The organism is Streptomyces sp. NBC_00370 (assembly GCF_036084755.1).
GTDB lineage: Bacteria > Actinomycetota > Actinomycetes > Streptomycetales > Streptomycetaceae > Streptomyces.
In genome coordinates this window covers 3213787-3234585 of sequence record NZ_CP107968.1, presented here as the reverse complement: position 1 = coordinate 3234585, position 20799 = coordinate 3213787, and the positions used below count along the sequence as shown (strand labels likewise).

20 protein-coding genes and 1 tRNA gene are annotated in these 20799 nt (G+C 68.5%); 17 read left to right on the top strand and 4 right to left on the bottom strand.

The genetic code is table 11. The annotated features are described in order from the left end of the window. Positions 1-13 precede the first annotated feature (13 nt). The 13 genes from OHS57_RS14350 (at position 14) to OHS57_RS14290 (ending at position 12742) form a co-directional block, all read left to right on the top strand. Positions 14-511, top strand: a complete 498-nt coding sequence (locus OHS57_RS14350) for a hypothetical protein (RefSeq protein WP_241778585.1) — start codon at positions 14-16, stop codon at positions 509-511. Positions 512-574: 63 nt separating this feature from the next. Then, positions 575-2140: a WXG100 family type VII secretion target gene (locus OHS57_RS14345; RefSeq protein ID WP_328582187.1), complete on the top strand. Its 1566-nt coding sequence runs from the start codon at positions 575-577 to the stop codon at positions 2138-2140. 30 nt (positions 2141-2170) lie between these two features. Beyond that, positions 2171-3601, top strand: a complete 1431-nt coding sequence (gene mycP, locus OHS57_RS14340; RefSeq protein ID WP_328582186.1) for a type VII secretion-associated serine protease mycosin — start codon at positions 2171-2173, stop codon at positions 3599-3601. Between the two features lie 71 nt (positions 3602-3672). Then, positions 3673-4107, top strand: a complete 435-nt coding sequence (locus tag OHS57_RS14335) for a hypothetical protein (RefSeq protein ID WP_328582185.1) — start codon at positions 3673-3675, stop codon at positions 4105-4107. A gap of 9 nt (positions 4108-4116) precedes the next feature. Continuing rightward, positions 4117-6393 (top strand): hypothetical protein, encoded by a 2277-nt coding sequence (locus tag OHS57_RS14330; RefSeq protein WP_041989139.1) that lies wholly within the window; start codon positions 4117-4119, stop codon positions 6391-6393. Positions 6394-6440: 47 nt separating this feature from the next. After that, a complete protein-coding gene (locus OHS57_RS14325; protein ID WP_328582184.1) occupies positions 6441-7142 on the top strand; it encodes a hypothetical protein in 702 nt (233 codons plus the stop codon). 76 nt (positions 7143-7218) lie between these two features. After that, positions 7219-7647 carry a hypothetical protein gene (locus OHS57_RS14320; protein WP_328582183.1) on the top strand — a complete coding sequence of 143 codons (429 nt, stop codon included), beginning with the start codon at positions 7219-7221 and terminating at the stop codon, positions 7645-7647. Positions 7648-7661: 14 nt separating this feature from the next. Continuing rightward, entirely contained in the window at positions 7662-10004 is a 2343-nt protein-coding gene (locus OHS57_RS14315) for a hypothetical protein (RefSeq protein ID WP_328582182.1), read from the top strand. A gap of 39 nt (positions 10005-10043) precedes the next feature. Next, positions 10044-10760 carry a hypothetical protein gene (locus OHS57_RS14310; protein WP_328582181.1) on the top strand — a complete coding sequence of 239 codons (717 nt, stop codon included), beginning with the start codon at positions 10044-10046 and terminating at the stop codon, positions 10758-10760. 3 nt (positions 10761-10763) lie between these two features. Continuing rightward, positions 10764-11450: a hypothetical protein gene (locus OHS57_RS14305; protein WP_328582180.1), complete on the top strand. Its 687-nt coding sequence runs from the start codon at positions 10764-10766 to the stop codon at positions 11448-11450. A gap of 315 nt (positions 11451-11765) precedes the next feature. Continuing rightward, positions 11766-11918, top strand: a complete 153-nt coding sequence (locus OHS57_RS14300; RefSeq protein WP_328582179.1) for a hypothetical protein — start codon at positions 11766-11768, stop codon at positions 11916-11918. A gap of 3 nt (positions 11919-11921) precedes the next feature. Further along, the gene (locus OHS57_RS14295; RefSeq protein WP_328582178.1) at positions 11922-12083 is read left to right on the top strand and encodes a hypothetical protein; all 162 of its coding nucleotides are present in this window, start codon (positions 11922-11924) and stop codon (positions 12081-12083) included. A 134-nt stretch (positions 12084-12217) separates the two neighbouring features. After that, entirely contained in the window at positions 12218-12742 is a 525-nt protein-coding gene (locus OHS57_RS14290; RefSeq protein ID WP_328582177.1) for a DUF1269 domain-containing protein, read from the top strand. A 66-nt stretch (positions 12743-12808) separates the two neighbouring features. Here OHS57_RS14290 and OHS57_RS14285 read toward each other — a convergent pair. Further along, positions 12809-12883, bottom strand: a tRNA-Cys gene (locus OHS57_RS14285). Positions 12884-13066: 183 nt separating this feature from the next. On the opposite strand from OHS57_RS14285, the gene OHS57_RS14280 reads away from it, so the two are divergent. The 4 genes from OHS57_RS14280 (at position 13067) to OHS57_RS14265 (ending at position 18559) form a co-directional block, all read left to right on the top strand. Next, positions 13067-14584, top strand: a complete 1518-nt coding sequence (locus OHS57_RS14280; protein WP_041989151.1) for an MFS transporter — start codon at positions 13067-13069, stop codon at positions 14582-14584. Between the two features lie 359 nt (positions 14585-14943). After that, entirely contained in the window at positions 14944-16734 is a 1791-nt protein-coding gene (locus tag OHS57_RS14275; RefSeq protein WP_041989153.1) for a DEAD/DEAH box helicase, read from the top strand. A gap of 360 nt (positions 16735-17094) precedes the next feature. Then, complete coding sequence (locus tag OHS57_RS14270) at positions 17095-17736, top strand: IclR family transcriptional regulator (RefSeq protein ID WP_041989155.1); 642 nt, start codon at positions 17095-17097, stop codon at positions 17734-17736. A gap of 34 nt (positions 17737-17770) precedes the next feature. Then, the gene (locus OHS57_RS14265; RefSeq protein ID WP_328582176.1) at positions 17771-18559 is read left to right on the top strand and encodes a S16 family serine protease; all 789 of its coding nucleotides are present in this window, start codon (positions 17771-17773) and stop codon (positions 18557-18559) included. Here OHS57_RS14265 and OHS57_RS14260 read toward each other — a convergent pair. Genes OHS57_RS14260 through OHS57_RS14250 form a run of 3 tightly spaced genes read right to left on the bottom strand, consistent with a single transcriptional unit; the run spans position 18489 to position 20732 of the window. Next, the gene (locus OHS57_RS14260) at positions 18489-19877 is read right to left on the bottom strand and encodes an MFS transporter (RefSeq protein ID WP_328582175.1); all 1389 of its coding nucleotides are present in this window, start codon (positions 19875-19877) and stop codon (positions 18489-18491) included. The two genes, OHS57_RS14265 and OHS57_RS14260, sit on opposite strands and share 71 nt — an antisense overlap. Beyond that, positions 19874-20083, bottom strand: a complete 210-nt coding sequence (locus OHS57_RS14255; protein ID WP_328582174.1) for a hypothetical protein — start codon at positions 20081-20083, stop codon at positions 19874-19876. Before OHS57_RS14255 ends, OHS57_RS14260 begins: the two co-directional genes overlap by 4 nt. A 13-nt stretch (positions 20084-20096) precedes the next feature. Then, complete coding sequence (locus tag OHS57_RS14250; protein ID WP_328582173.1) at positions 20097-20732, bottom strand: ArsR/SmtB family transcription factor; 636 nt, start codon at positions 20730-20732, stop codon at positions 20097-20099. Positions 20733-20799 lie beyond the last annotated feature (67 nt).

Below are 20799 nucleotides of genomic sequence, written 5' to 3'. Positions count from 1 at the left end.
GGGAGGAAGCGCAGTGCTGGACAACGGGGCAGGCGGAGGAGCGCCGGCGGGACCGGGTGGCATCTTCGGGATGGTCGAGTCGATGGCGCAGAACGCCATGGACATGATGGTCGACCTCACGGCGATGGACTCGTTCAAGAGCCGCGTCGACGAACTACTGAACATCCTGAACGACTCGCAGGCGGCCCCCACCAAGATGGGCCAGGACCGCATCGCGCGCGCCAAGTTGGGCGGCGATTTCGCGGAGGCGGAGTTCTTGTACGCGGCCTACAGCACGGTCCATGACCAACTGGAGACTCTGTCGAAGGTATTGGGCCTGCAGATCGAGAGCATGCACCTCGCGGTACTGGCGTCGCAGGCGAGTTACGACAACCTCGACGACGACGTCAAGCAGAAGATGCAGGCGCTGAACACACAGATCGACGCGCACTATGACCAGTCGCGTGATCCGTATGCCAAACACCACGGTGGCAGCGAATTCAGATCAGCCAGTGGGCACACAGGGGGATGACGAGACATGCCTGAGGCACCAGACGGAGGGAAGTCAGGACCGGGAAGCACGCCCTTCGAGTCCATGACGCATGAACAGCTGAGGGCCCTGTTGTCCTCGGCCGACATGAGTACGGCGATGAGCCTCGCGGGGAAGCTGACGGCGGCGGCGAAGACCATCTACGACATCGGTGACGAGCTCAAGACCCGGGTCCAGCTGGTCAATTGGGAAGGCACGGGAGCCGAGGCCTTCAAGGACTGGGGCGACCAGACGGCCAGCGCCACCTTGAACCTGTCGGAGTACGCGAGCAACGCCGGCAAGTGGATGGAAGACGTCTCCCAGGCCATCGCCGAGGCGCACGCCAACATGCCGCCGCAGTCGGACACGGACGACGCCAAGGCGGCCCTCAAGACGGCCAACACCAACTTGGACGCCCTGAAGGACCCGGCGAACCGGCACGACCCGGACAGACAGACGCTGACCGCGACGTACCACACCAAGGCGACGGGTGCGGAGGCGCAGTTGGAGTCGACACGGCTCCAGGCGGCGCAGCAGATGCAGAAGCTGGCGCAGACGTACGTACAGTCGGGTACGCAGATAAACAGGTTCGAACCGCCGACGTTTCCGCCGCCGGCGGGTTACTTGGGCGACGATTGGCGCCAGCCCGAGAGCTATGTGGGTGCTGAGCGTTCCGCATACACGGGTGGAGGCATGGGAGGCGCGGTCGGCAACGCCATGTACTCCGACGGTGGTTCTTCCGGCGGGTCGAAGCACTACCAGCCTCCTGGCAGCGACAGTGCACTTGGCGTGCCCGTAGGCGGCAGCCACGGCGGCTCGCACGACGTCCCGAACAAGGGGCATGTGCCGCAGGATCCACCTGTGCACCTGGGCATCGACAGTGTGGACACAGCGCCTCCCGGGACGCTGCCGTCGGCGCACTCGACGACGCCTCCACCCAACATGAACCAGGTGGCTCCCCGCCCGGAGGGTCCGCCGCTGCCGCCGCCCGGAGCCATACCACCCGCCTTCGGCGGCTCGTACGGCCAGCAGGGCGGCGGGAGGCCCGGGGCGATGGCCCCGGGACGAACGTTTCCCGGCGGTGCCGGTGGCCGGCCGCCGGCGCTCGGTACCGGTGGGCTCAACTCGCGTACGCCGCTGGGACGTGAGTCCGGAATCGTCGGCGGACGCCCGGTGCAGTCTCCTTCCGGCCGCCCGCCGAACAGGATCCCGCGCGGCATGGTGATCGGCGGCGAAGAGGGCAACGGCCGACAGATGATGGGCCGTGGCATGGCCGGTGGCGGTATGGGCCACGGTGGCGCCGGCGGCGCCGGCAGCGGTATGGCGGGCGGGCGTCGGCTCGCCTCCGAGACCGGCGGTGTGGTCGGCGGCCGTCCCCAGGCGGGCGGAAGGAACAGTGCGCGGCCGTTCACTCCTGGTGGGTCAGGACTGGTCCGCGGTGCGACATCAGGATCGGGTACGGGCACAGGCTCGGGATCCGGAGCGATGGGGCGCGGCGGCATGGCCGGAGCGGGCCGTGGTCGAGGCGGGCACGGCGAGGAGGAGCACGGCGAGCGTCCCGACTACCTGACAGAGGACGAAGAGACCTGGCAGCAGGGCGACCGTCGGATTGTGCCACCTGTCATCGACTGATCTCGTCCGTACCGAGTGGGTTGAGGGGAAATGCGTAGTAGTCGCGGGCGGTCGCTCGGATCCAAGTCTGCTGTCGCGTCCGCCCTGGGGCTGTTGCTGTTCGCTACGGCAGCAGCCCCCGCGCATGCGGACACGGTGCGTCAGCGGCAATGGCATCTGGACGCCATGGAAGCCTCCGCTGTGTGGAAAATCAGCACGGGCCGTGGGGTCACAGTCGCGGTGCTGGACTCGGGTGTGGATGACTCCATCGCCGACCTTCGCGGACAGGTCCTGAAGGGAGAGGACCTGTCCGGGCTCCCGGGAGATGAGAGCAACGACATCGACAACCACGGCACCGGAATGGCCGCGCTGATTGCGGCCACGGGTGAGCGGGGGGCGTTGAACGGGTCCTACGGTCTCGCGCCGGGTGCCAAGATTCTGCCCGTCCGCGTGCCTTACGCAAAGGAGCGCTTCGGCAAGGGGGGAATCAAGGACAACTTCGCGCAGAGCATGAGCAAGGCGATCCGGTTCGCCGTCGACCATCATGCGAAAGTCATCAATGTTTCGGTCGGAAATGTCGCAGGCGGCCCTGAACTTGATGACGCCGTGAAGTACGCCCTCGGCCATGATGCGCTCGTTTTTGCCGCAGCAGGTAATGGCGCAAAAACGGGCAACCGCCCGGAATTCCCCGCAGCGACGCCGGGCGTTGTCGGCGTCGGCGGCCTCACTAAGAAGGCCGCGCATCTCCCGGTGTCCAACTTTGGTCCCCAGGTGGACATTTCGGCGCCCGGTGAGGACATCTTCAATGCCTGTGCGGGCGGTAGCGAGATCTGCGAGGGCAGCGGCACCAGCTCCGCAACGGCCCTCACCTCCGCCTCTGCCGCTGTCATCTGGTCCAAGCATCCGGACTGGACGAACAACCAAGTACTTCGCGTCATGCTCAACACCGCCGGTGGCGCCGAAGACGGCGCCAAGCGCAGTGACGGGCTCGGCTACGGCGCCGTACGCCCCCTCCAGGCCCTGAACGATCCCGGCGACCCCGGTCCCGCCGACGAGTACCCTCTCCCCGACCTCGCCGCCGCCGCGTCCAAGTCGCCCTCCGCGCCCGCCTCCCAGCCCGCAGCCGGGCCCAAGGGCGACAGCACGACGCAGCCGGCCGCCGTCGCGGCGTCCGACAGTGGCGGGAACACCGGTCTGTGGGTGGGCATCGGTATCGGCGTGGTCGTCGTCATCGCCGCCGCGGCCGTGGCCCTGCGGGTCAACTCGCGCCGCCAGGCCGCCGCCACGCCTCCGCCCCCGCCGCCGTACGCCTCGTACCCGCCGCCCCAGGGCCCGTCCCCGTACGGCTACGGCCCGCCCCAGCAGGGCAGCCCGCCGCAGTACGGGAGCGCACCCCAATACGGCGGCGGCGCACCTCAATACGGCCCCCCGCCGGCCGGACCCCCCACCTCACCACCCACGCCACCGCCACCGCGGCAGTAGCAGTGCCCGTGCCTGTCGAGGGAACCGACAGACACGGTGCGACCAGTTCGATTCTCACCAACGGGGAAATCATGTCGTTCGACGAAGAATGGGCGTCTGTCCGAAGCGCTGCCGCCGACAACACCAAGATGCGGCTCGACAGCGCGGCCCGTGGCGACGGGGGCGGGGGAGGCGGTGGGGGAGCCGCCGACTACAAGGTCACCTCGCCTGATCTGCGGTCCATCGGGAATGACGCCCAAGGGCTCTTCCACAGCTTCGAGACCGACGCGTTCCACGCGGGCGCGAAGACGGACACCGCAGCCAACGCGCTCAACTCGGACGGCTTCGCCACCGGTTCCGCCCTCTGGGCCGCCTGGGACACCTGGCGGAGCCAAGCGGAGACCCTGCTGAGCGCCTGCGCCCATATCCACAATCATCTCGAAGACACCGTGGTCAGCCACAAGAACCACGAAGAGACCCTGATCAGCAACTTTTCCATGTCCCAGATCAACAAGCACTTCAAGTGAGGGCCGCGCATGTTGAAATTTGAGCAGGTCCTTCATGCGAACCTGAGCGGTCTCGACGGAGCGGTGAAAGACTGGGACGCGACGATCACGAAGCTTGCCACGATCGAGGAATCGGCAGGCGACATGAAGGCGAAGGCCGACAAAGCTGATTGGGCAGGGGAGAACGCCGGCGTCACCCGCGATTTCGTGCGGAAGACGGCCAAGGAATTCGGTGACGCGAAGACGGAAGCGAGCAGCATCCGCAACATTCTTCGGGATGCGCACACCGAGTTCGCGGAGGCCAAGAAGAGCCTCGGCACGGTCGTGGACGAGGCTCCCGCCAAGGGGATACGAATAGACCCCGACGGTGTCGTCAGCTATCTGATCCACCCGGACCGCAGGCCCAAGGACTACGACGGTCCCAAGCCCACGCAAGAGCAGTTCGAGGCCACCAGGTCCGCCATCAAGTCGGCCGTCGACCGGGCCAACGACGCGGACGAGATCGCGTCGCGTGCGCTGCGTACGCTCGTGGGCAAGGACAAGAACGACTTCTCGGGGACCGACTACAACTCCCTGAAGGCGGCGTCCAAGGCGCAGGACGCCGAGGACGCCAAAGCGGCGGCGGCGATCGTGGCCAAGGGGGATGACGCGACTCCCGCCGAGATCCAGCGGCTCAACAAGTTCCTCACGGACAACAAGGGCGACCAGTACTTCGCCGAGCAGTTCGCGCTGGATGTCGGTGCGAAGGGAAACCTGGAGTTCTGGGCCGACATGGGCGACCCGAGTGACGGCTCGCGGCTCGGCGCCGACCACCAGGACATGCTCAAGGAACTCCAGAAGAACTGGAGCCTGACGCTGGCCAGTGCCACGCACTCGGACAGCCCGGCGATGAACCAGTGGAAGACCGACATCATCAACGCGGGGGACGACCCGATCCGCACGCGGGCGACGTCGCCGTACGGCTTCCAGGTCATGAGCAACCTGATGCGGTACGGGAACTTCGACTCCAAGTTCCTCCACGACTACGGCGACGCGCTGGTGGTCACGGAGAACAAGATGACGAAGAACGGCATGGGCAAGCCCAGCATGTTCTGGACGTCCAGCCTCGGCGGCATGACACATCTGAATTGGAGCGGGACCGACATCGGGCGCGACCCGATGGAAGGGTTCATGGAGTCACTCGGCCACAACCCCAAGGCGTCCGCCGACTTCTTCAACAGCAGTATCGACCTGACGCCCGGTGACACGACGGACGACAAGAAGCTCGATGCCTTCGACTACTTCACGAAGGACCGGGACTGGCCGAAGGACGTCGTCGACGGCGGCGAGAGCAACAAGTTCGGCTACGACAGCCTCGGCCACGCCCTGGAGTCGGCAACCCTGGGCCACTCGTACGACGACCCGAACGCCGCGCTGATACGGACCGACGACGGCGCCAAGGTGATGGAGAAAGTCGTGGCGCAGTACGGCGGCGACGCCGAACTGCTCAAGAAGCAGGAGTCGTTGTCCGACAGCCTCGGCAACATGGGGGCCGGATACATCGACGACTTGGACTGGGGACTCGACAAGAACGCCGACGACAGCGTCTTCGCACCGGGCAAGAACACCGGCTCGCACGCCGAGTTCGGTCGCGCCGACGCCCGCGGGTTCCTGAGTTCGCTCGGCCAGCATCCCGACGCCTACGCCTCTGTCACCGACGCCCAGCGGATCTACACCACTTCGGTGCTTGAGGCACAAGTGAATCCGGACGGCACGATCACCAACGAGGGTCTCGCGCGGCACGCGGTGAACATCGGTGCGCAGACGCAGGGCATCCTCGACCAGTCCCGCGCGGACCAGATCGGGGCCGAGTACGGCAAGACCGCCGAGGACTACTCGAAGGCCATGGAGAAGAAGTCGGGCTGGATCGATCTGGGCGTCGGCGCGGCCGTGGGGGCAGGCGCCGCGTTCCTGCCGATCTCGGCGCCGGCCGCCGGCGCGGCGGCGGTCCTCGTTCCGCTCGCTGTGGAGAACGGCCAGGGAGTCATCGAGCAGTACGCGGGTCAGATGATGGGCGACTGGTCGGACGCTTCGCAGGACAAGTACACGGACGGTCTCGGCGACAAGGCCCACCAGGAGCGCGCCGCGGTCTTCAAGGCGGGCGAGGAGAACGTCGAGGTCCCCGCCAGCGTCTTCATCGACCGGCACAACCTCAACCATGTCGGCAACGGCAACTTCGCAGAGGATCTGCGGCAGAGCGCCCAGGACGGATACAACACCGGAAATCTCCGGGAGGTTCAGCAGGGAAATCAGTCCCAGACCGGCTGAGGCTGATGGTGGCAGGCGATGGTTCAAGCTGATCGATAGGAATTGACGTGCGCGCACGGAGGGCAGTCGGGGCCGCCGGGCTGGTTGTCGGTCTCGGGGCAGGCGTTCTCGGCTGCAGCGGTGACGACGACGGTTCGCAGAAGACGATTTCGGCGTCCAAGGTCTGCGGCGGGGCGCTTTCGCCGCAGGCCGCGAAGTCGCTGGATTTCCTGACGGGTTCGAAGGAGTACCTGCCGTCCAGCGGCAGCGAGGCCGACCTCTCGGGGAGTGCCGCCGATCTGGCGGACGGATACGTTGCCGGGGTCGACGCCGACGACCTTCATGTGCGGACGACAACCGCGTGTGCCGTCCCCAACCTCAAGACGGTCGGCACTTCCGACGTACGCGTGCAGTTCAACTTCGCCACGGCCGAGGAAGCCGACAGGCAGACTTTCTCGGAACACACCCGGTACGAACTAGGCCGTGCCGCGTTCGTCAACTCTGACTGGGCGTACCTCTATTTCGACTGCGTGAGCCCCAAGTTCAAGGGCAGTACGGCGAAGCAGCCGGCCATCGTGAACTCGATCCTGTCGAACGCAGCGCTCAGTCAGCACCGGAACGAGCCGAAGGGCACTCAGCGTCAGATAAACGAGGCCAACCTGACGGTGCTCAACTCGGTGGCCCTCAAGGTCGCGACCAAACTCCAATGCGAGAACAACGCGGGCCTCACCGCCAACCCGCCCCTCCGACCCGCCCCGGACGCCGGGTAACGGCGTTGGAACATCCGGCGGGCCGCAGGCGTCGCCCTGTGGGTCGACGCGAACTCACTTACGGGGGAACGAACGCATGTCGTTCGACAAAGAGTGGGCGTCTGCCCGCAGCACAGCCACGGACAACGTCAGCATGCGACTGAACAGCGCCCCGGCCGATTCCGGCGGGGGCGGCGTCAGCAACGCGAACCTGGATGTGAATCAGGACAAGCTCGGCACGCTCGGGTCTGCCGCGTACAAGCTCTACGACGAGCTCAAGGTCGTCGGCAATGTGGCGGAGCAGTCCACCGCTGAAGCGGCGCAGATGATGACGGTCAGTGCGTTTCTGACCGGTGCCGCCATGAGTACCGTGCACGACACCTGGGACTCGCAGCTCCGCACGCTGCTCGACGCCTGTGCCAACATCTCCAACCATCTTGACTACAGTGCCTCGTCGCATGAAAAGCAGGAGAAGAAGATTCAGGCGGCACTCGGTGTCTCCAAGATAGACGAATACTTCAAATAGAGAGCGGGGAAGCCGTGTTGTCGTACAACGATGTGTATCTCGCCCCGCTCGACAAGATGAAGGCGGCGGCGGACGACTGGTCGGAGATGAGTACCCGGCTCGAGACGCTGGCCAAAGAAGCCCATTCAACGATGGGCGACAAGGCCAAGGACGAGTACTGGCGTGGAATCAACGCCGATGTGACGAAGCCGTTCATCGACAAGACGGCCAAGGAGTTCGACGACGCGGCGAAGGCAGCCAAGGGGATCATGCAGATCCTCAACGACGGCTATGCGGCGTTCAAGAAGGCCAAGGACGATCTCAGGCACCTCGCCGAGACCGAAGCCGGGTCACAGGATCTGATCGTCGGTCCCCACGGGAAGGTCAGGGCGGTCGATCCGGTGGAGAACCAGCCCGGAGCCGGACTGAGCCCGGGTTACTTCGCCTCCCTCAAGGAGCAGGACGCCAAGATCGCCGCGTTCCAGAAGCGCGTCGATGCCATCGTGGAGACCTGTGACGACGCGGACGTGTCGACGGCCAACGCGCTCAAGGCCAACATCACCGGGGACCAGCACAACTTCAGCGGGCCCAAGTTCACCAGCCTGGACGCAGAGGAGGCGCAGCGCGCCGTCGATCTGGCGAAGAAGGGCCGCGACCTCAGTCACACCGAACTGCTGCAGCTCAACGAGCTGCTGGCCGACAACAACAAGTCTGTGGTGTTCTCCAGGAACTTCTACGACGGTGTCGGCGGGCCCAAGAAGGCGCTGGAGTTCTTCGGGCAGCTGTCGGGTGATACGTATCCCGACGGGAAGCTGGACAAGCAACGGCTGAAGGACGTCCAGGCGTTGCAGAAGAACATGGGGCTCAACCTCGCCACGGCCACGTCCGTGCCGAAGGGTGACGACGGCAAGTGGGGTCAGCGCTGGTCAGACGAGCTGCGGAAGCTCGGCACCCAGCACATACCGCTGACCCCCAACTCCATGTACAACAACACCAGCCCGTACGGGTACCAGCTGCTCAGCGGACTTCTCCGGTACGGGAACTACGACGCGAAGTTCCTCGACCCGATCGCCGAGCATGTGGTGGCGCTGCACGCCAAGGACCCCATGATGTTCGCCGACAACAAGATGCTGAACGGTCTGGTGACGAATCCGTACAACCCGTCAGGCCTGAACGGTGCCGGGTACGACCCGGTGAACGGGGTGCTGGAGGCGCTCGGGCACAGCCCGGAGGCGTCAAAGCAGTTCTTCATGGATTCACCGCAGGCGTACAACGAGGACGGCACGGTAGCGACTGGCGGTCTCAAGGACTCCGACGGCAAGCCGGTCAACAGCTATCTCGACTTCTTCGCCGACAAGGACTACGAGTCGTTCAACGACTCGGCCAGCACCGACCCGGACGTCATGAAAAAGTACATGAACGCGACGACCGACTCGTTCGGTCACGCGCTGGAGTCGGCGACGCTGGGCCACGCCTACGACGACCCGCACGCCACGCTTGTACGGAGCGACGACGCAGCCACGATCATGGAACAGGTTGTCGTGAAGTACGGCGGCGACGCAGGACTGTTGAAGTCGCAGGAGGCGCTGTCGGACAGCCTGGGCCGCATGGGCGCTGCGTACATCGACGACATCGACTGGGGTCTCGCCGACAGGGCGGACGGCAGCAGTTTTGAGCCGCCTCCGGGCAGCCATGGTCACGCCGAGTTCGAGAAGGTCGACGCCCGTAAATTCCTCAGCTCGCTCGGCCAGCACCCGGATGCATATGCCGACGTCAGTCACGCCCAAAGCGTCTACACCAGTTCGGTGCTCGAAGCGCAGACGGGGCCGCACGGCCTGGACGCCGGAGCGGCGCGCGAAGCGGTGCGGATCGGGGCGGAGACGCAGGGGGTCCTTGATCACTCCCGGGTGGCACAGATCGCGGCGGAGGGTGCCAAGGAGGCCGACGACTACTCCAAGGCGGTGGATCAGCGGTCCGGCTGGGTCGATCTGGGGGTGGGGGCGGCGGTCGGGGTAGGCGCGGCGTTCCTGCCGATCACGGCGCCCGCAGCCGGAGTTGCCGCGGTTCTGGTGCCTCTCGCCCTGGACAACGGCCAAGGAGTGGTCGAGCAGTACGCCAGCCAGATCACGGGCGGCTGGCTCGACGCCTCCGCCGACCACTACAGCGACGAGCACGACGCCCGCCTCCACGAGGCGGAGACCGACGTCTACATAGCCGGAGAAGTGAATTCCCAGGCCGCGATGGGGGCTTACGTCCAACGCCACGGGATTGATGTGAATGGGACGCTCGGTGAGGACCTCGTTCAGGCGGCGACTCTGGGCTACAACACCGGAAACCAGCGCGGAGGACAACAGGGGAACAGTCCTGAGGTGGGTTGAGATCTCTGGCGCGACGTGGACGGGTATCGAGTGCGAGGGATGAGTGTGAACGTGCGGCGAGTGATTCGGACCGGCGCCTTGACGTGTGCTTTGAGCGCTGTTCTTCTCGGCTGTGGAGGGGGCGATGACGAGGACGATTCGCCCAGGACGATCGCCGCGACGAAGGTGTGCGACGGTCGCTTGTCGTCGTCGGCGGCCACCTCGGTGGAGTTCCTGACGGGGGAGAAGCGGTTGTCCCCGATCGGCAACGGTCGTGCCGACGCGTCACTCGCCAAGGCGGCCTCGGCACTGTCTGATGGCTATGTGCCCGGCGAGGGTAGTGAGACCGACACCAAACCAGCGTGCTTGATCGTCAATCCGGAGGGTGGCAGCCCGGATCTCCAGATCGGCTTCGGCATCACGTCTGCCAAGGCCGCAGACGGACCGGCGGCAGACACGTTCGCGACGTACGAAGTGGGGCGGACCGCTCTTATCGGTATTGCGCGTTCATACCTCTATTTCGACTGCGTAAGCCCCAAGTTGGACGGCAGTACGCACGAGAAGCCGGCAATTGTGTTCGGGAAGCTGACCAACCATGCGGAAGGACTGGGCCGTTACGAGCCGGCGGGCGGACCTGACCAGGTGCGTGCGGCAAATCTGACGCTGCTGCACTCCCTCTCCCTGAGCATGGCCGAGGAACTTGGTTGCGCGGGCGGTGCGGGTCTCGACGCCAGGCTGCCTCCGAAGCCCGCCACTGCCGCGAAGGAAGAGGAGTGAACTGTGCGTGCATGGAGGGCGGTCGGGGCGGGTGGGCTGATTGTGGGTCTGGGGGCGGGTGTTCTCGGCTGCGGCGGTGACAAGCCTGCTGAGCCCAAGACGATCGCGGCCGGTGCCGCGTGCCACGGTGCCGTTTCCCCGGAGGCGGCGAAGTCGGTCGAGTTCCTGACCGGCGTCAGGAAGTTCGCGCCGGATTCCCCGGGAGACGATCCCGCCAAGGCGGCTTCCGCTTTGGCTGACACGTATGTGCCGGGGAAGGCGGGCAGTTCGGCCGAGCAGGCGTGTTCGATCGACGATGCGACGCGGGTCGGGAATGCGTACCTCAGCATCGATCTGCGCTTCGGGTCCGAGGACGAGTCGAACGGGGTGGGTGCCTCCGCCGATCTTGTGCGGTACGCGGTGGGCCGGAGCGCCTATACCAAGCCCGGTTTCGCCGACCTGTACTTCGACTGTGTCAGCGGCAAGCTGCCCGGAAGTACGAAGAAGAAGCCGGCGATCGTCGCGGCGGCGTTGCAAACCGGTCCTACGGTGCGGGGCAAGTATCAGCCGAAGAGTGCGTCAAAGGCGCTGGGCGAGGCCAATCTGGTCGTGGTGAACTCCGTCGCGCTCAAGGTGGCGCAGGAACTCGGCTGCGCCGGCAATGGCGGGCTCGAAGCGAAGTTGACCCTCAAACCCGCCGAGGGCGAGTGATCGTGCCTGGCGGAGCCAGGCGGCTGGTGGCGGCCGTCGGGGGCGGGGTTCTTGTTGTGGCGCTTGTGGCGTGCGGTGGGGGTGGTGGGGGCTCGGCCGGGGTGGCGTCCGGCCTGTACGGCGACGTCGTGGCGTGAGGCCTGAGGGGGGAGCCTTGACGCGGCTGCCGTCGCGGGTATTCGGGAGTACGCGCACGACGCGGTCGTGTACGAAGTCTCCGGCAAGGGCGGCGCAGAGGCGGCCCTGGTTTCGGTGGGGGTGGGGGGGGGGCTCGGCGCGACTATGGCGTCCCGGCACCGGAAAGGTCGGCAGCTCGTGAAGGTCGATTACGCGTGGGACCGGCTTCCGTTCCCTGAGCGGGTGCCCGAGGCGGCCGAGGCGGGCACGTCCGTCGCGCACGAGACCGACGAGCCCCGCACACTCCAGTACGTCGACTGCCGGCGTCCCGACCTTGTGGAGCCGGGTTAGCCGATGGCCGCTCTGCGGGGGAGCGTCGATGCCGTCGGGGGTATCGATGTGCGGTCCGGGAGCAAGGTGCTCCAGACCGTTGCCGCGAAGCTGCCGCCCGCCCTGCACTGCGCGAACAAGATCGTCTTTCCGCCGCTGCCCACGGTGGATCCCGATCTGGTCTGAGGCCGCGGGCCGCGACAGTCGGCAGTCCGCTCCGAATGCCCTATTTGAGGCTTATCTCTATATTGGTAACGGGATTGATCGGGTCCGGTCCTCGCCGGGTCCCCCGCCGTGTCCGATGAGGAGAGCCAGCCCCCATGAGCAATCTGTTTGTCGTCGCCTACGACGACCTCGCCACCGCCCAGCAGGTCCGGGACAAGCTCCTGTCCATGAACCGGGAGTACCTGGTCGAGCTGGACGACATCGTCGTCGTCGAGCGCCGGGCCAAGGACGGCAAGGTCAAGCTGCACCAGACCGTCAACCACGCCGCCACCGGGGCCGTGGGCGGGGCGCTGTGGGGGAGTGTCATCGGGCTGCTCTTCCTCGTGCCGCTCCTCGGCGCGGCCGTGGGCGCAGCGGCAGGGGCCGCGGGTGGGGCCGCCACCGACACCGGGGTCAACGACGACTTCATGCGGGAGCTCAGCGAGAACCTGCGCCCCGGCGCCGCCGCCGTCTTCGTGCTCGTCAAGCAGGCGGCCCGCGACAAGGTCGTGCCCGAGCTCGCGCAGTTCGGCGGTCAGCTCGTCCAGACCTCGCTCAGCCATGACGAAGAGAACCAGCTCATCGACATGGCCAAGGCCGCCCGCGCCGGTGCGGCCGCCCACACCGCAGTGACGGGATGACGCCCCTGCGCCATGCGGAAAACGCCGAACGACCGGACCCCCGAGCGGTCAGGTCGTTCGGCGTGGTGGAGGCCGTGGCGGGAATCGAACCCGCGTAACTCGCTTTGCAGACGAGCCCCTGAGCCATTCGGGCACACGGCCGAGCGCTTCACTTCCTTGACCGTACGGCCGTCGTGCCGTCCGGCTCAAGGGTGACCGGCGCCCTGCCATACGACCGCCATACGCCGTTCACAGTGCGGCGGCTCCGGTCGTACGACCAAGGGACCAGCCGTGCTCCGACTCGCGACAGGGGTCACCGGCCGCTGAGCCCCTTACGCTGACTCCATGACCGCCCTGGAACCGCGCGACGCCGATGTCGTGCACGCCGATGTGATCCGCGCCAACGCCGTCGAGGGATTCGCTCCCCCGGCCGAGCGGCGCGAGTACGTCGACGACACCGGCGGGGTGCTGGGGAAGACCCATCGGGCCCTGAGCATCGGCATCGTCTCGGTCGTCCTGCTGATCGCCTTCGAGGCGACCGCCGTCGGTACGGCGATGCCGGTGGCCGCGCGGGAGCTGCACGGCATTCCGCTGTACGCGTTCGCCTTCTCCGCGTACTTCACCACCAGCCTCTTCGCGATGGTCTTCTCCGGCCAGTGGGCCGACAGGAACGGCCCGCTCGCGCCGCTGGCCACCGGGATCAGCGCCTTCGCGGCCGGGCTGGTCATCTCGGGGACGGCGTCCTCGATGTGGCTGTTCATCCTCGGCCGCGCCGTCCAGGGGCTCGGCGGCGGGCTCGTCATCGTCGCGCTGTACGTCGTCGTCAGCCGGGCCTACTCCGAGCGGCTGCGGCCCTCGATCATGGCGGCCTTCGCCGCGAGCTGGGTGGTCCCGTCCGTCGTCGGGCCGCTCGCCGCCGGGACGATCACCGAGCACCTCGGCTGGCGGTGGGTCTTCCTCGCCATCCCCGTCCTGATCGTCGCGCCGCTGGTCCTCGCCCTGCCCGCGATCCGCCGGATGGCGGCCGGCCCCGCCGACCTCGCCGCCCCCGTACGCGCCTTCGACCGGCCCAGGATCCGGCTCGCCCTTGGCATCTCGCTCGGCGCCGGGCTCCTCCAGTACGCCGGGCAGGATCTGCGCTGGCTCTCGCTGCTCCCGGCCGCCGCGGGGGTGGCGCTGCTCGTGCCCGCCGTCCTCGGCCTGCTGCCGGCCGGCACCTGGCGGGCGGCCCGCGGGCTGCCGTCCGTGATCCTGCTGCGCGGCGTGGCGGCCGGGTCGTTCATCGCCGCCGAGAGCTTCGTACCGCTGATGCTGGTCACCCAGCGCGGTCTGTCGCCGACGATGGCGGGCTTCTCGCTCGCGGCCGGCGGCGCGACGTGGGCGCTCGGCTCGTACCTCCAGTCACGACCGCGCATGGAGCGGCACCGCGAGCGGATGATGGCGGCCGGCATGGTGCTGGTCGCCGCGGCCGTCGCCGCGGCGCCGAGCGTGCTGATCGAGTCCGTACCGGTCTGGACACTCGCGGTCGCGTGGGGCGTCGGCTGCCTCGGCATGGGCGCGGTGACCGCGTCGACGAGCGTGCTGATGCTCAAGCTGTCGGCGCCGGAGGAGGCGGGCGCCAACTCCGCGTCCCTGCAGATCTCCGACGGCCTGTCGAACGTCCTCCTGCTGGTGGTCGGCGGCGTGGCCTTCGCGGCCCTCGGCGGCGGCGCGGTCGGGGAAGCCACGGTGCACGCGTCGGACGCGACGGCCGCGCACCCGGCCGCCTTCGTCGGGGTGTTCCTGCCGATGGCGGCGGTCGCGCTCGCGGGGGTGTGGGTCGCCACTCGGGTACGGACGCTCCAGCCGCAGGACGAGGCGTAGGGTCCTGCGGCGCCGGTGTGACTCCGGTCGCGGGGCGGCGGGTCGCGCCGGCTGGGGTCCGGGTGCCACTCCGGGCTTCTCGGGGACGGACCCGGCAACCGCACGCGCAGGCCGTCGCGGGTGCCGGTGGGACTCCGGCCGCCCGGCCGGGTGCGGGTCGCTGTCCGGGCAGCCGCAGGTGGAGGGCCTGGTGGTGGTCGCGCCGGCCGGGGGCCGGTCTCCGCCCGCCGGTGTGACTCCGGTCGCATCCCGGGCCCCGTCCGCGTTCCTACGAGGTCCGCGCCGCGCCCCCGGTAGGGTGGCCCGGTTGTCGTACGCAGTAATCCCCGCCCGCGCCACCCACGTCCGAACCGGAGACCGTGACTACTTCCGCCTCCCCCTCCCATCACCTCTCACCCGCCTTCCCCGGCCGGGCCCCCTGGGGTACCGCCAACAAGTTGCGCGCCTGGCAGGAGACGGCGCTGGGGCGGTATCTCGAGGAGCAGCCGCGTGACTTCCTCGCCGTCGCCACCCCCGGCGCCGGGAAGACGACCTTCGCGCTGACCCTCGCCTCCTGGCTGCTGCACCACCACGTCGTGCAGCAGGTGACCGTCGTCGCGCCGACCGAGCATCTGAAGACGCAGTGGGCCGATGCCGCGGCGCGGATAGGGATCAAGCTCGACCCCGACTACAGCGCCGGGCCGGTGAGCAAGGAGTACCAGGGCGTCGCCGTCACCTACGCGGGCGTCGGCGTGCGGCCCATGCTGCACCGCAACCGCTGCGAGCAGCGCAAGACCCTCGTCATCCTCGACGAGATCCACCACGCGGGGGACTCCAAGTCCTGGGGCGAGGCCTGCCTGGAAGCGTTCGAGCCCGCCACCCGCCGGCTCGCCCTGACCGGTACGCCGTTCAGGTCCGACACCAACCCCATCCCCTTCGTGGCGTACGAGGAAGGCAACGACGGCATCCGCCGCTCGGCCGCCGACTACACGTACGGATACGGCAACGCCCTCGGCGACGGCGTCGTCCGGCCGGTCATCTTCCTCAGCTACAGCGGCAACATGCGCTGGCGCACCAAGGCGGGCGACGAGATCGAGGCCAGGCTCGGCGAGCCGATGACGAAGGACGCCATCTCGCAGGCGTGGCGCACCGCGCTCGACCCGCGCGGCGACTGGATGCCCAATGTGCTGCGCGCCGCCGACCAGCGGCTCACCGAGGTGCGCAAGGGCATTCCGGACGCCGGTGGCCTGGTCATCGCGAGCGATCAGGAATCGGCGCGCGCCTACGCCAAGCTGATCAAGGAGATCACCGGTACGAAGGCGACGGTCGTCCTCTCCGACGACACGGGTTCGTCCAAGCGGATCGAGGACTTCGACGCGAACGAGGACCGCTGGATGGTCGCCGTCCGCATGGTGTCCGAGGGCGTCGACATCCCGCGGCTCGCCGTGGGCGTGTACGCGACGACGATCTCGACGCCGCTGTTCTTCGCGCAGGCCGTCGGCCGTTTCGTACGGTCCAGGCGGCGCGGCGAGACCGCGTCCGTCTTCCTGCCGACCATCCCGAACCTGCTCGGCTTCGCGGGCGAGATGGAGGTCGAGCGCGACCACGTGCTCGACAAGCCCAAGAAGGCCGGCGAGGACGACCTGTACGCCGAGTCCGAGAAGGAGATGGCGGAGGCCGAGAAGGAGCAGGACGAGGACACCGGCGAGGACGACCAGATGTCGTTCGAGGCGCTGGAGTCCGACGCCGTCTTCGACCGGGTCATGTACGACGGCGCCGAGTTCGGCATGCAGGCGCATCCGGGCAGCGCCGAGGAGCAGGACTACCTCGGCATCCCCGGGCTGCTCGAACCCGACCAGGTGCAGATACTGCTCCAGAAGCGGCAGGCGCGGCAGATCGCGCACAGCCGCAAGAAGCCGGACGACGAGGCGGATCTGCTGGAACTGCCCGCCGAGCGGCGGCCCGTCGTCTCCCACCGTGAACTGCTGGAGTTGCGCAAGCAGCTGAACACCATGGTCGGGGCGTACGTCCACCAGAGCGGCAAGCCGCACGGGGTGATCCACACGGAGCTGCGCCGGGTGTGCGGCGGGCCGCCGAGCGCCGAGGCGACGGCGGGGCAGCTGGGGGAGCGGATCAAGAAGGTCCAGGAGTGGGCCACCCGGATGCGGTGAGCGGGACGGTCGGCGGCGCGCCGCCGTCGTCCTGTGGCGCTGCGCCCGCCGTCGCCCTGCGGCGGTGACCCGTTGTCATCCTCCATGCTGTGAATTGTCACGAAACATCGGCATTCGGTCGGACTCGAAGCCCGAATAGCCACCAACTGCCCTTCGATGCCCGGATTCTGGACGAGGTCTTCCGGTGAGCGGTGCCGGTCGATAATCTCGCGGAAATGTAAACGCGCCGTGGCAACGCAGCCTCGGAGCGCAGCCGGTGTGCCAGATTTTGTCGGCGGCCTCTCGCGTGCGTCGCCGTGGGACCGGTGCCGCCACCTCGCGGGAAGGCCGCCGTCACACACTCCGAAGGGGGAGGGCGTCGTGACCGCGGAGACATCTCAGACGCTCGACAGAGGACTGCGTGTCCTCAAACTGCTCGCTGACACCGACCACGGCCTGACCGTCACCGAGCTGTCCAACAAGCTCGGCGTCAACAGGACCGTCGTCTACCGACTTCTCGCCACACTGGAACAACACACGCTGGTACGCCGCGACTTGGGCGGCCGGGCCAGGGTCGGCCTGGGTGTGCTGCGGCTGGGCAGGCAGGTGCATCCGCTGGTACGGGAAGCCGCCCTGCCCGCGTTGCGCTCGCTCGCCGAGGACATCGGCGCCACCGCGCATCTGACGCTCGTCGACGGTACGGAGGCGCTGGCCGTCGCCGTCGTCGAACCCACCTGGACCGACTACCACGTCGCCTACCGGGCCGGCTTCCGGCACGCGCTGGAGCGGGGCGCCGCGGGCAAGGCCATCCTCGCCGCCCGTGGCAGCACCCTCACCGAGCCGAGCTGCACCCTCACCCACGGCGAGCTGGAGGCGGGCGCCAGCGGCGCCGCGGCCGCGCTGATCGGGGTGACCGGCATAGAGGGCAGCGTGGGGGTGGTGATGCTCGCCGACGCCGTACCGGAACGGGTCGGTCCGCGGGTGGTCGACGCCGCCCGCGAAGTGGCCGACGCACTGCGCTGATCGGGGGACCGGCGGCGGCCGATAGATTGGCACCGTGTTCTCTCGTCTCTCGCGCCCCCTCGGCCTCACCCTGTGTGCCCTCCCGGTCGCCGCGCTGCTCGTCGTCGTCGGTCTCGCGCCGCTGCCGTACGCCGTGGCGGGACCCGGGCTGACCGCCGACGTGCTCGGCGCGGACAAGGGGCAGCAGGTCATCACGATCACGAAGTCGCCCACCCGTAAGACCAAGGGGCAGCTGCGGATGACGACGATCGTGGCGACCGGGCCCTCGGAGGACGTCGACTTCGGAGACGTGCTCGACGGCTGGTTCCGTACGGACCGCGCCGTGCTGCCGCGCGACTCCGTCTATCCGGCGGGCCAGTCGGACAAGCAGATCCTGAAGCACAACACCAACGACATGGTCGAGTCGCAGAACGACGCGGTCGACGCGGCGCTCGGCTATCTCGGCCGGAGCCCGAAGAGCGTCGACATCAGCCTCCATCTCGCCGATGTCGGCGGCCCCAGCGCCGGACTGCTCTTCGCCCTCGGCATCGTCGACAAGCTCGACGGCAACGGCTCGGGCGGCGATCTGACCGGCGGCCGCACCATCGCCGGTACGGGCACGATCGACAGCTCCGGCAGGGTCGGCGCGGTCGGCGGTGTCTCCCTGAAGACTCAGGCGGCGTCCCGCGACGGGGCGACGGTCTTCGTCGTCCCGAAGGCGGAGTGCGGGGAAGCGGGCTCCGAGCTGCCGAAGGGAATGCGGCTGATCCCCGTCACGACGCTGAAGGGCGCGGTGTCCGCGCTGCGGGCGCTCGGCCGGGGAGCGCACGTCCCGAGCTGCTGACCTCGGCGTCGCCGCCCCTGCCGTCGCCGTTCTCGGTGGCGCCGGTCGGACCGTCGCCGCTGCCGCGCCCGCCGAGGCCGCGCCACACCGGGAACACCAGCGGGCTCAGGGTCGCCAGCAGATACGCGCCGCCCATCACCAGCAGTGCCGGACCGAGCCCGGCGCCCGAGACCAACAGCCCCGCCGTGAGGCCGCCGAGCGGCATGGTCAGCTCGCCGCCCGCCGTCAGCGCGCCCGACACCCGGCTGCGCAGCGCCTGCGGCACCCGCTCGTACGTCACGGTCGTCAGGATCGGGTTCAGCGCCCCCGCGGCCAGACCGGCGGCGCCCATCGTGACGGCCAGTGCGATCGTGGAGTCCGTGAGACCGGCCGTCGCGTACCGGGGCGCGCCGCACAGCACCACGCACACCGCGAAGACCGCGTAGCGCGAGAAGCGGTGCCCGAACGCCCCGTACAGCAGCGCCCCGAGCAGTCCGCCCGCGCCCCACACCGCCGAGACGACACCGAGCGCCGTCGGGCCGCCGAGATCCTGCTCGGCGTGGACGGGCAGCAGTACGGCGACCCAGCCCTGGTCGAGGCCGTTCATCACCATCACCATCAGGACGACGGCCAGCAGCAGCCGTGCCTTGAGCAAGTAGGCGTAGCCCTCGCGCAGTTCGGTGCCGTACGTCCGCAACGAGACCGGTGCGGCGGCTTTGACGGGTTCGGCGGAACGTATCCCCCGTAGCCCGGCGGCGACCAGCAGCGCCGAGACGCCGAAGGACGCGGCGTCGACGAGCAGCGCCCACTGCGCGCCCAGGACCGCGATCAGCACACCGGCCACGGCCGCGCCGATCATCCGGGCCCCGCGCTCGACGGCGTCGAAGAGGCTGGCGGCGCGGGGGAGTGTGGTGCCGGCGTGGGCCGCCAGGTCGGGCACGAGCACATAGCGGGCGGTCTTGCCCGGTGTGTGGACCAGGCCGACGATGCCGACCAGCGCGCACAGCGCCCAGAACGGCAGCATCCCGGCCCGGTGGAGCAGCGGTACGGCCGCCACGGCGACGGCGCAGATCGCGTCCGTACCGATCGAGACCCGCCGCCGTCCGATGCGGTCGATCACCGGGCCGCCGATCACCGCGGAGACGACGATCGGGAGGGTGGCGCAGAAGGCCACGACGCCCGCGCGGCCCGCGCTGCCGGTGGTCTGCAGGACGAACCAGGGAATGCCGACCGCGCTCACCGCGGTACCCGCGGCGGAGACGGCGTTGGCGCCCAGCACCGTGGTCAGCGGTACGCGTGACGCCCTCGGCTCAGTTTCGCGTCCCCCCGGCGCGCTCATGCCGTTCGGACCAACTGGCTCGCCGCTCCCGGGTTGTTGACGAGGCGCAGCCCCAACTCGACCAGCGCCCAGCCCAGTCGGGGGCGGATCAGCCGGGCCGGCTGCCGGTCGCCGACCACCTGGCGGTACGTGGCGTACGCGGCGGCATCGGCGCGCAGTTCGGCGGAGCGTACGGCGTGCAGCTGGAGTGTGGTGTGCGGATTCATGGCGGTGGTCCCTTCAGTTCTTCTTCAGCGGAAAGGCGTGCACGTGGAGGCGGACCTGCGCGGTGTTCTCGTCCGCTTCCCGCAGGGCGCGGTCGCGGTAGCTGTCGATGAGCGCGTGGATCTTGCCGTCCAGCTCGCCCAGGAGTCCGGGCGTCATGCGCAGGGTGAAGTCGCTGAGATCGGCCTTGCTGGACCACTCCTCGGACCAGTCGTGCCGGGTGCCGAGGAAGGTGCCGATCTCCTGGCCGTGCATGGTGGCGACCGAATGGACGAGCACGTCCAGGGCGCCGCGCACCTCGGGGCTCGGGTTCTGGTACAGCGCGGCGTCGACCATGACGCCGCTGTGGGCCGCCTTCCACCAGCGCTCCCTGCCCTTGCCGCGCTCCGGATCGTCCTCTACGAAGCCGTGGGCGGCGAGCTGGCGCAGGTGGTAGCTGGTGGATCCGCTGGACTCGCCCATTTCCTCGGCCAGTTGGGAGGCGGTCGCCGATCCGTTGTGGCGCAGGCTGGTGAGCATGCGCATCCGCAGCGGGTGGGCGAGGCCCCGCAGGGAGCGCGGATCCAGCTTGTGCAGCTCGGGCTCCTGCGTGCTGTCGGGGCGGGCGCTGTCGTCGTCGGGACTGTCGGCGGGGGTGCTGTCGTCGGGCATGGCTCAACAGTAGAGTTGCAAAGACATCATTGCAAGGATTCTTTGCAGAGATTCTTTGTAACTTTCC

What these genes read in the sequence shown, in the direction of transcription:
- OHS57_RS14345 (WP_328582187.1), top strand. Translation starts at nt 575, where the DNA reads ATGACGCATGAACAGCTGAGGGCCCTGTTGTCCTCGGCCGACATGAGT.
- mycP (WP_328582186.1), top strand. Translation starts at nt 2,171, where the DNA reads ATGCGTAGTAGTCGCGGGCGGTCGCTCGGATCCAAGTCTGCTGTCGCG.
- OHS57_RS14335 (WP_328582185.1), top strand. Translation starts at nt 3,673, where the DNA reads ATGTCGTTCGACGAAGAATGGGCGTCTGTCCGAAGCGCTGCCGCCGAC.
- OHS57_RS14330 (WP_041989139.1), top strand. Translation starts at nt 4,117, where the DNA reads ATGTTGAAATTTGAGCAGGTCCTTCATGCGAACCTGAGCGGTCTCGAC.
- OHS57_RS14320 (WP_328582183.1), top strand. Translation starts at nt 7,219, where the DNA reads ATGTCGTTCGACAAAGAGTGGGCGTCTGCCCGCAGCACAGCCACGGAC.
- OHS57_RS14310 (WP_328582181.1), top strand. Translation starts at nt 10,044, where the DNA reads ATGAGTGTGAACGTGCGGCGAGTGATTCGGACCGGCGCCTTGACGTGT.
- OHS57_RS14295 (WP_328582178.1), top strand. Translation starts at nt 11,922, where the DNA reads ATGGCCGCTCTGCGGGGGAGCGTCGATGCCGTCGGGGGTATCGATGTG.
- OHS57_RS14290 (WP_328582177.1), top strand. Translation starts at nt 12,218, where the DNA reads ATGAGCAATCTGTTTGTCGTCGCCTACGACGACCTCGCCACCGCCCAG.
- OHS57_RS14280 (WP_041989151.1), top strand. Translation starts at nt 13,067, where the DNA reads ATGACCGCCCTGGAACCGCGCGACGCCGATGTCGTGCACGCCGATGTG.
- OHS57_RS14260 (WP_328582175.1), bottom strand. Translation starts at nt 19,877, where the DNA reads ATGAGCGCGCCGGGGGGACGCGAAACTGAGCCGAGGGCGTCACGCGTA.
- OHS57_RS14255 (WP_328582174.1), bottom strand. Translation starts at nt 20,083, where the DNA reads ATGAATCCGCACACCACACTCCAGCTGCACGCCGTACGCTCCGCCGAA.
- OHS57_RS14250 (WP_328582173.1), bottom strand. Translation starts at nt 20,732, where the DNA reads ATGCCCGACGACAGCACCCCCGCCGACAGTCCCGACGACGACAGCGCC.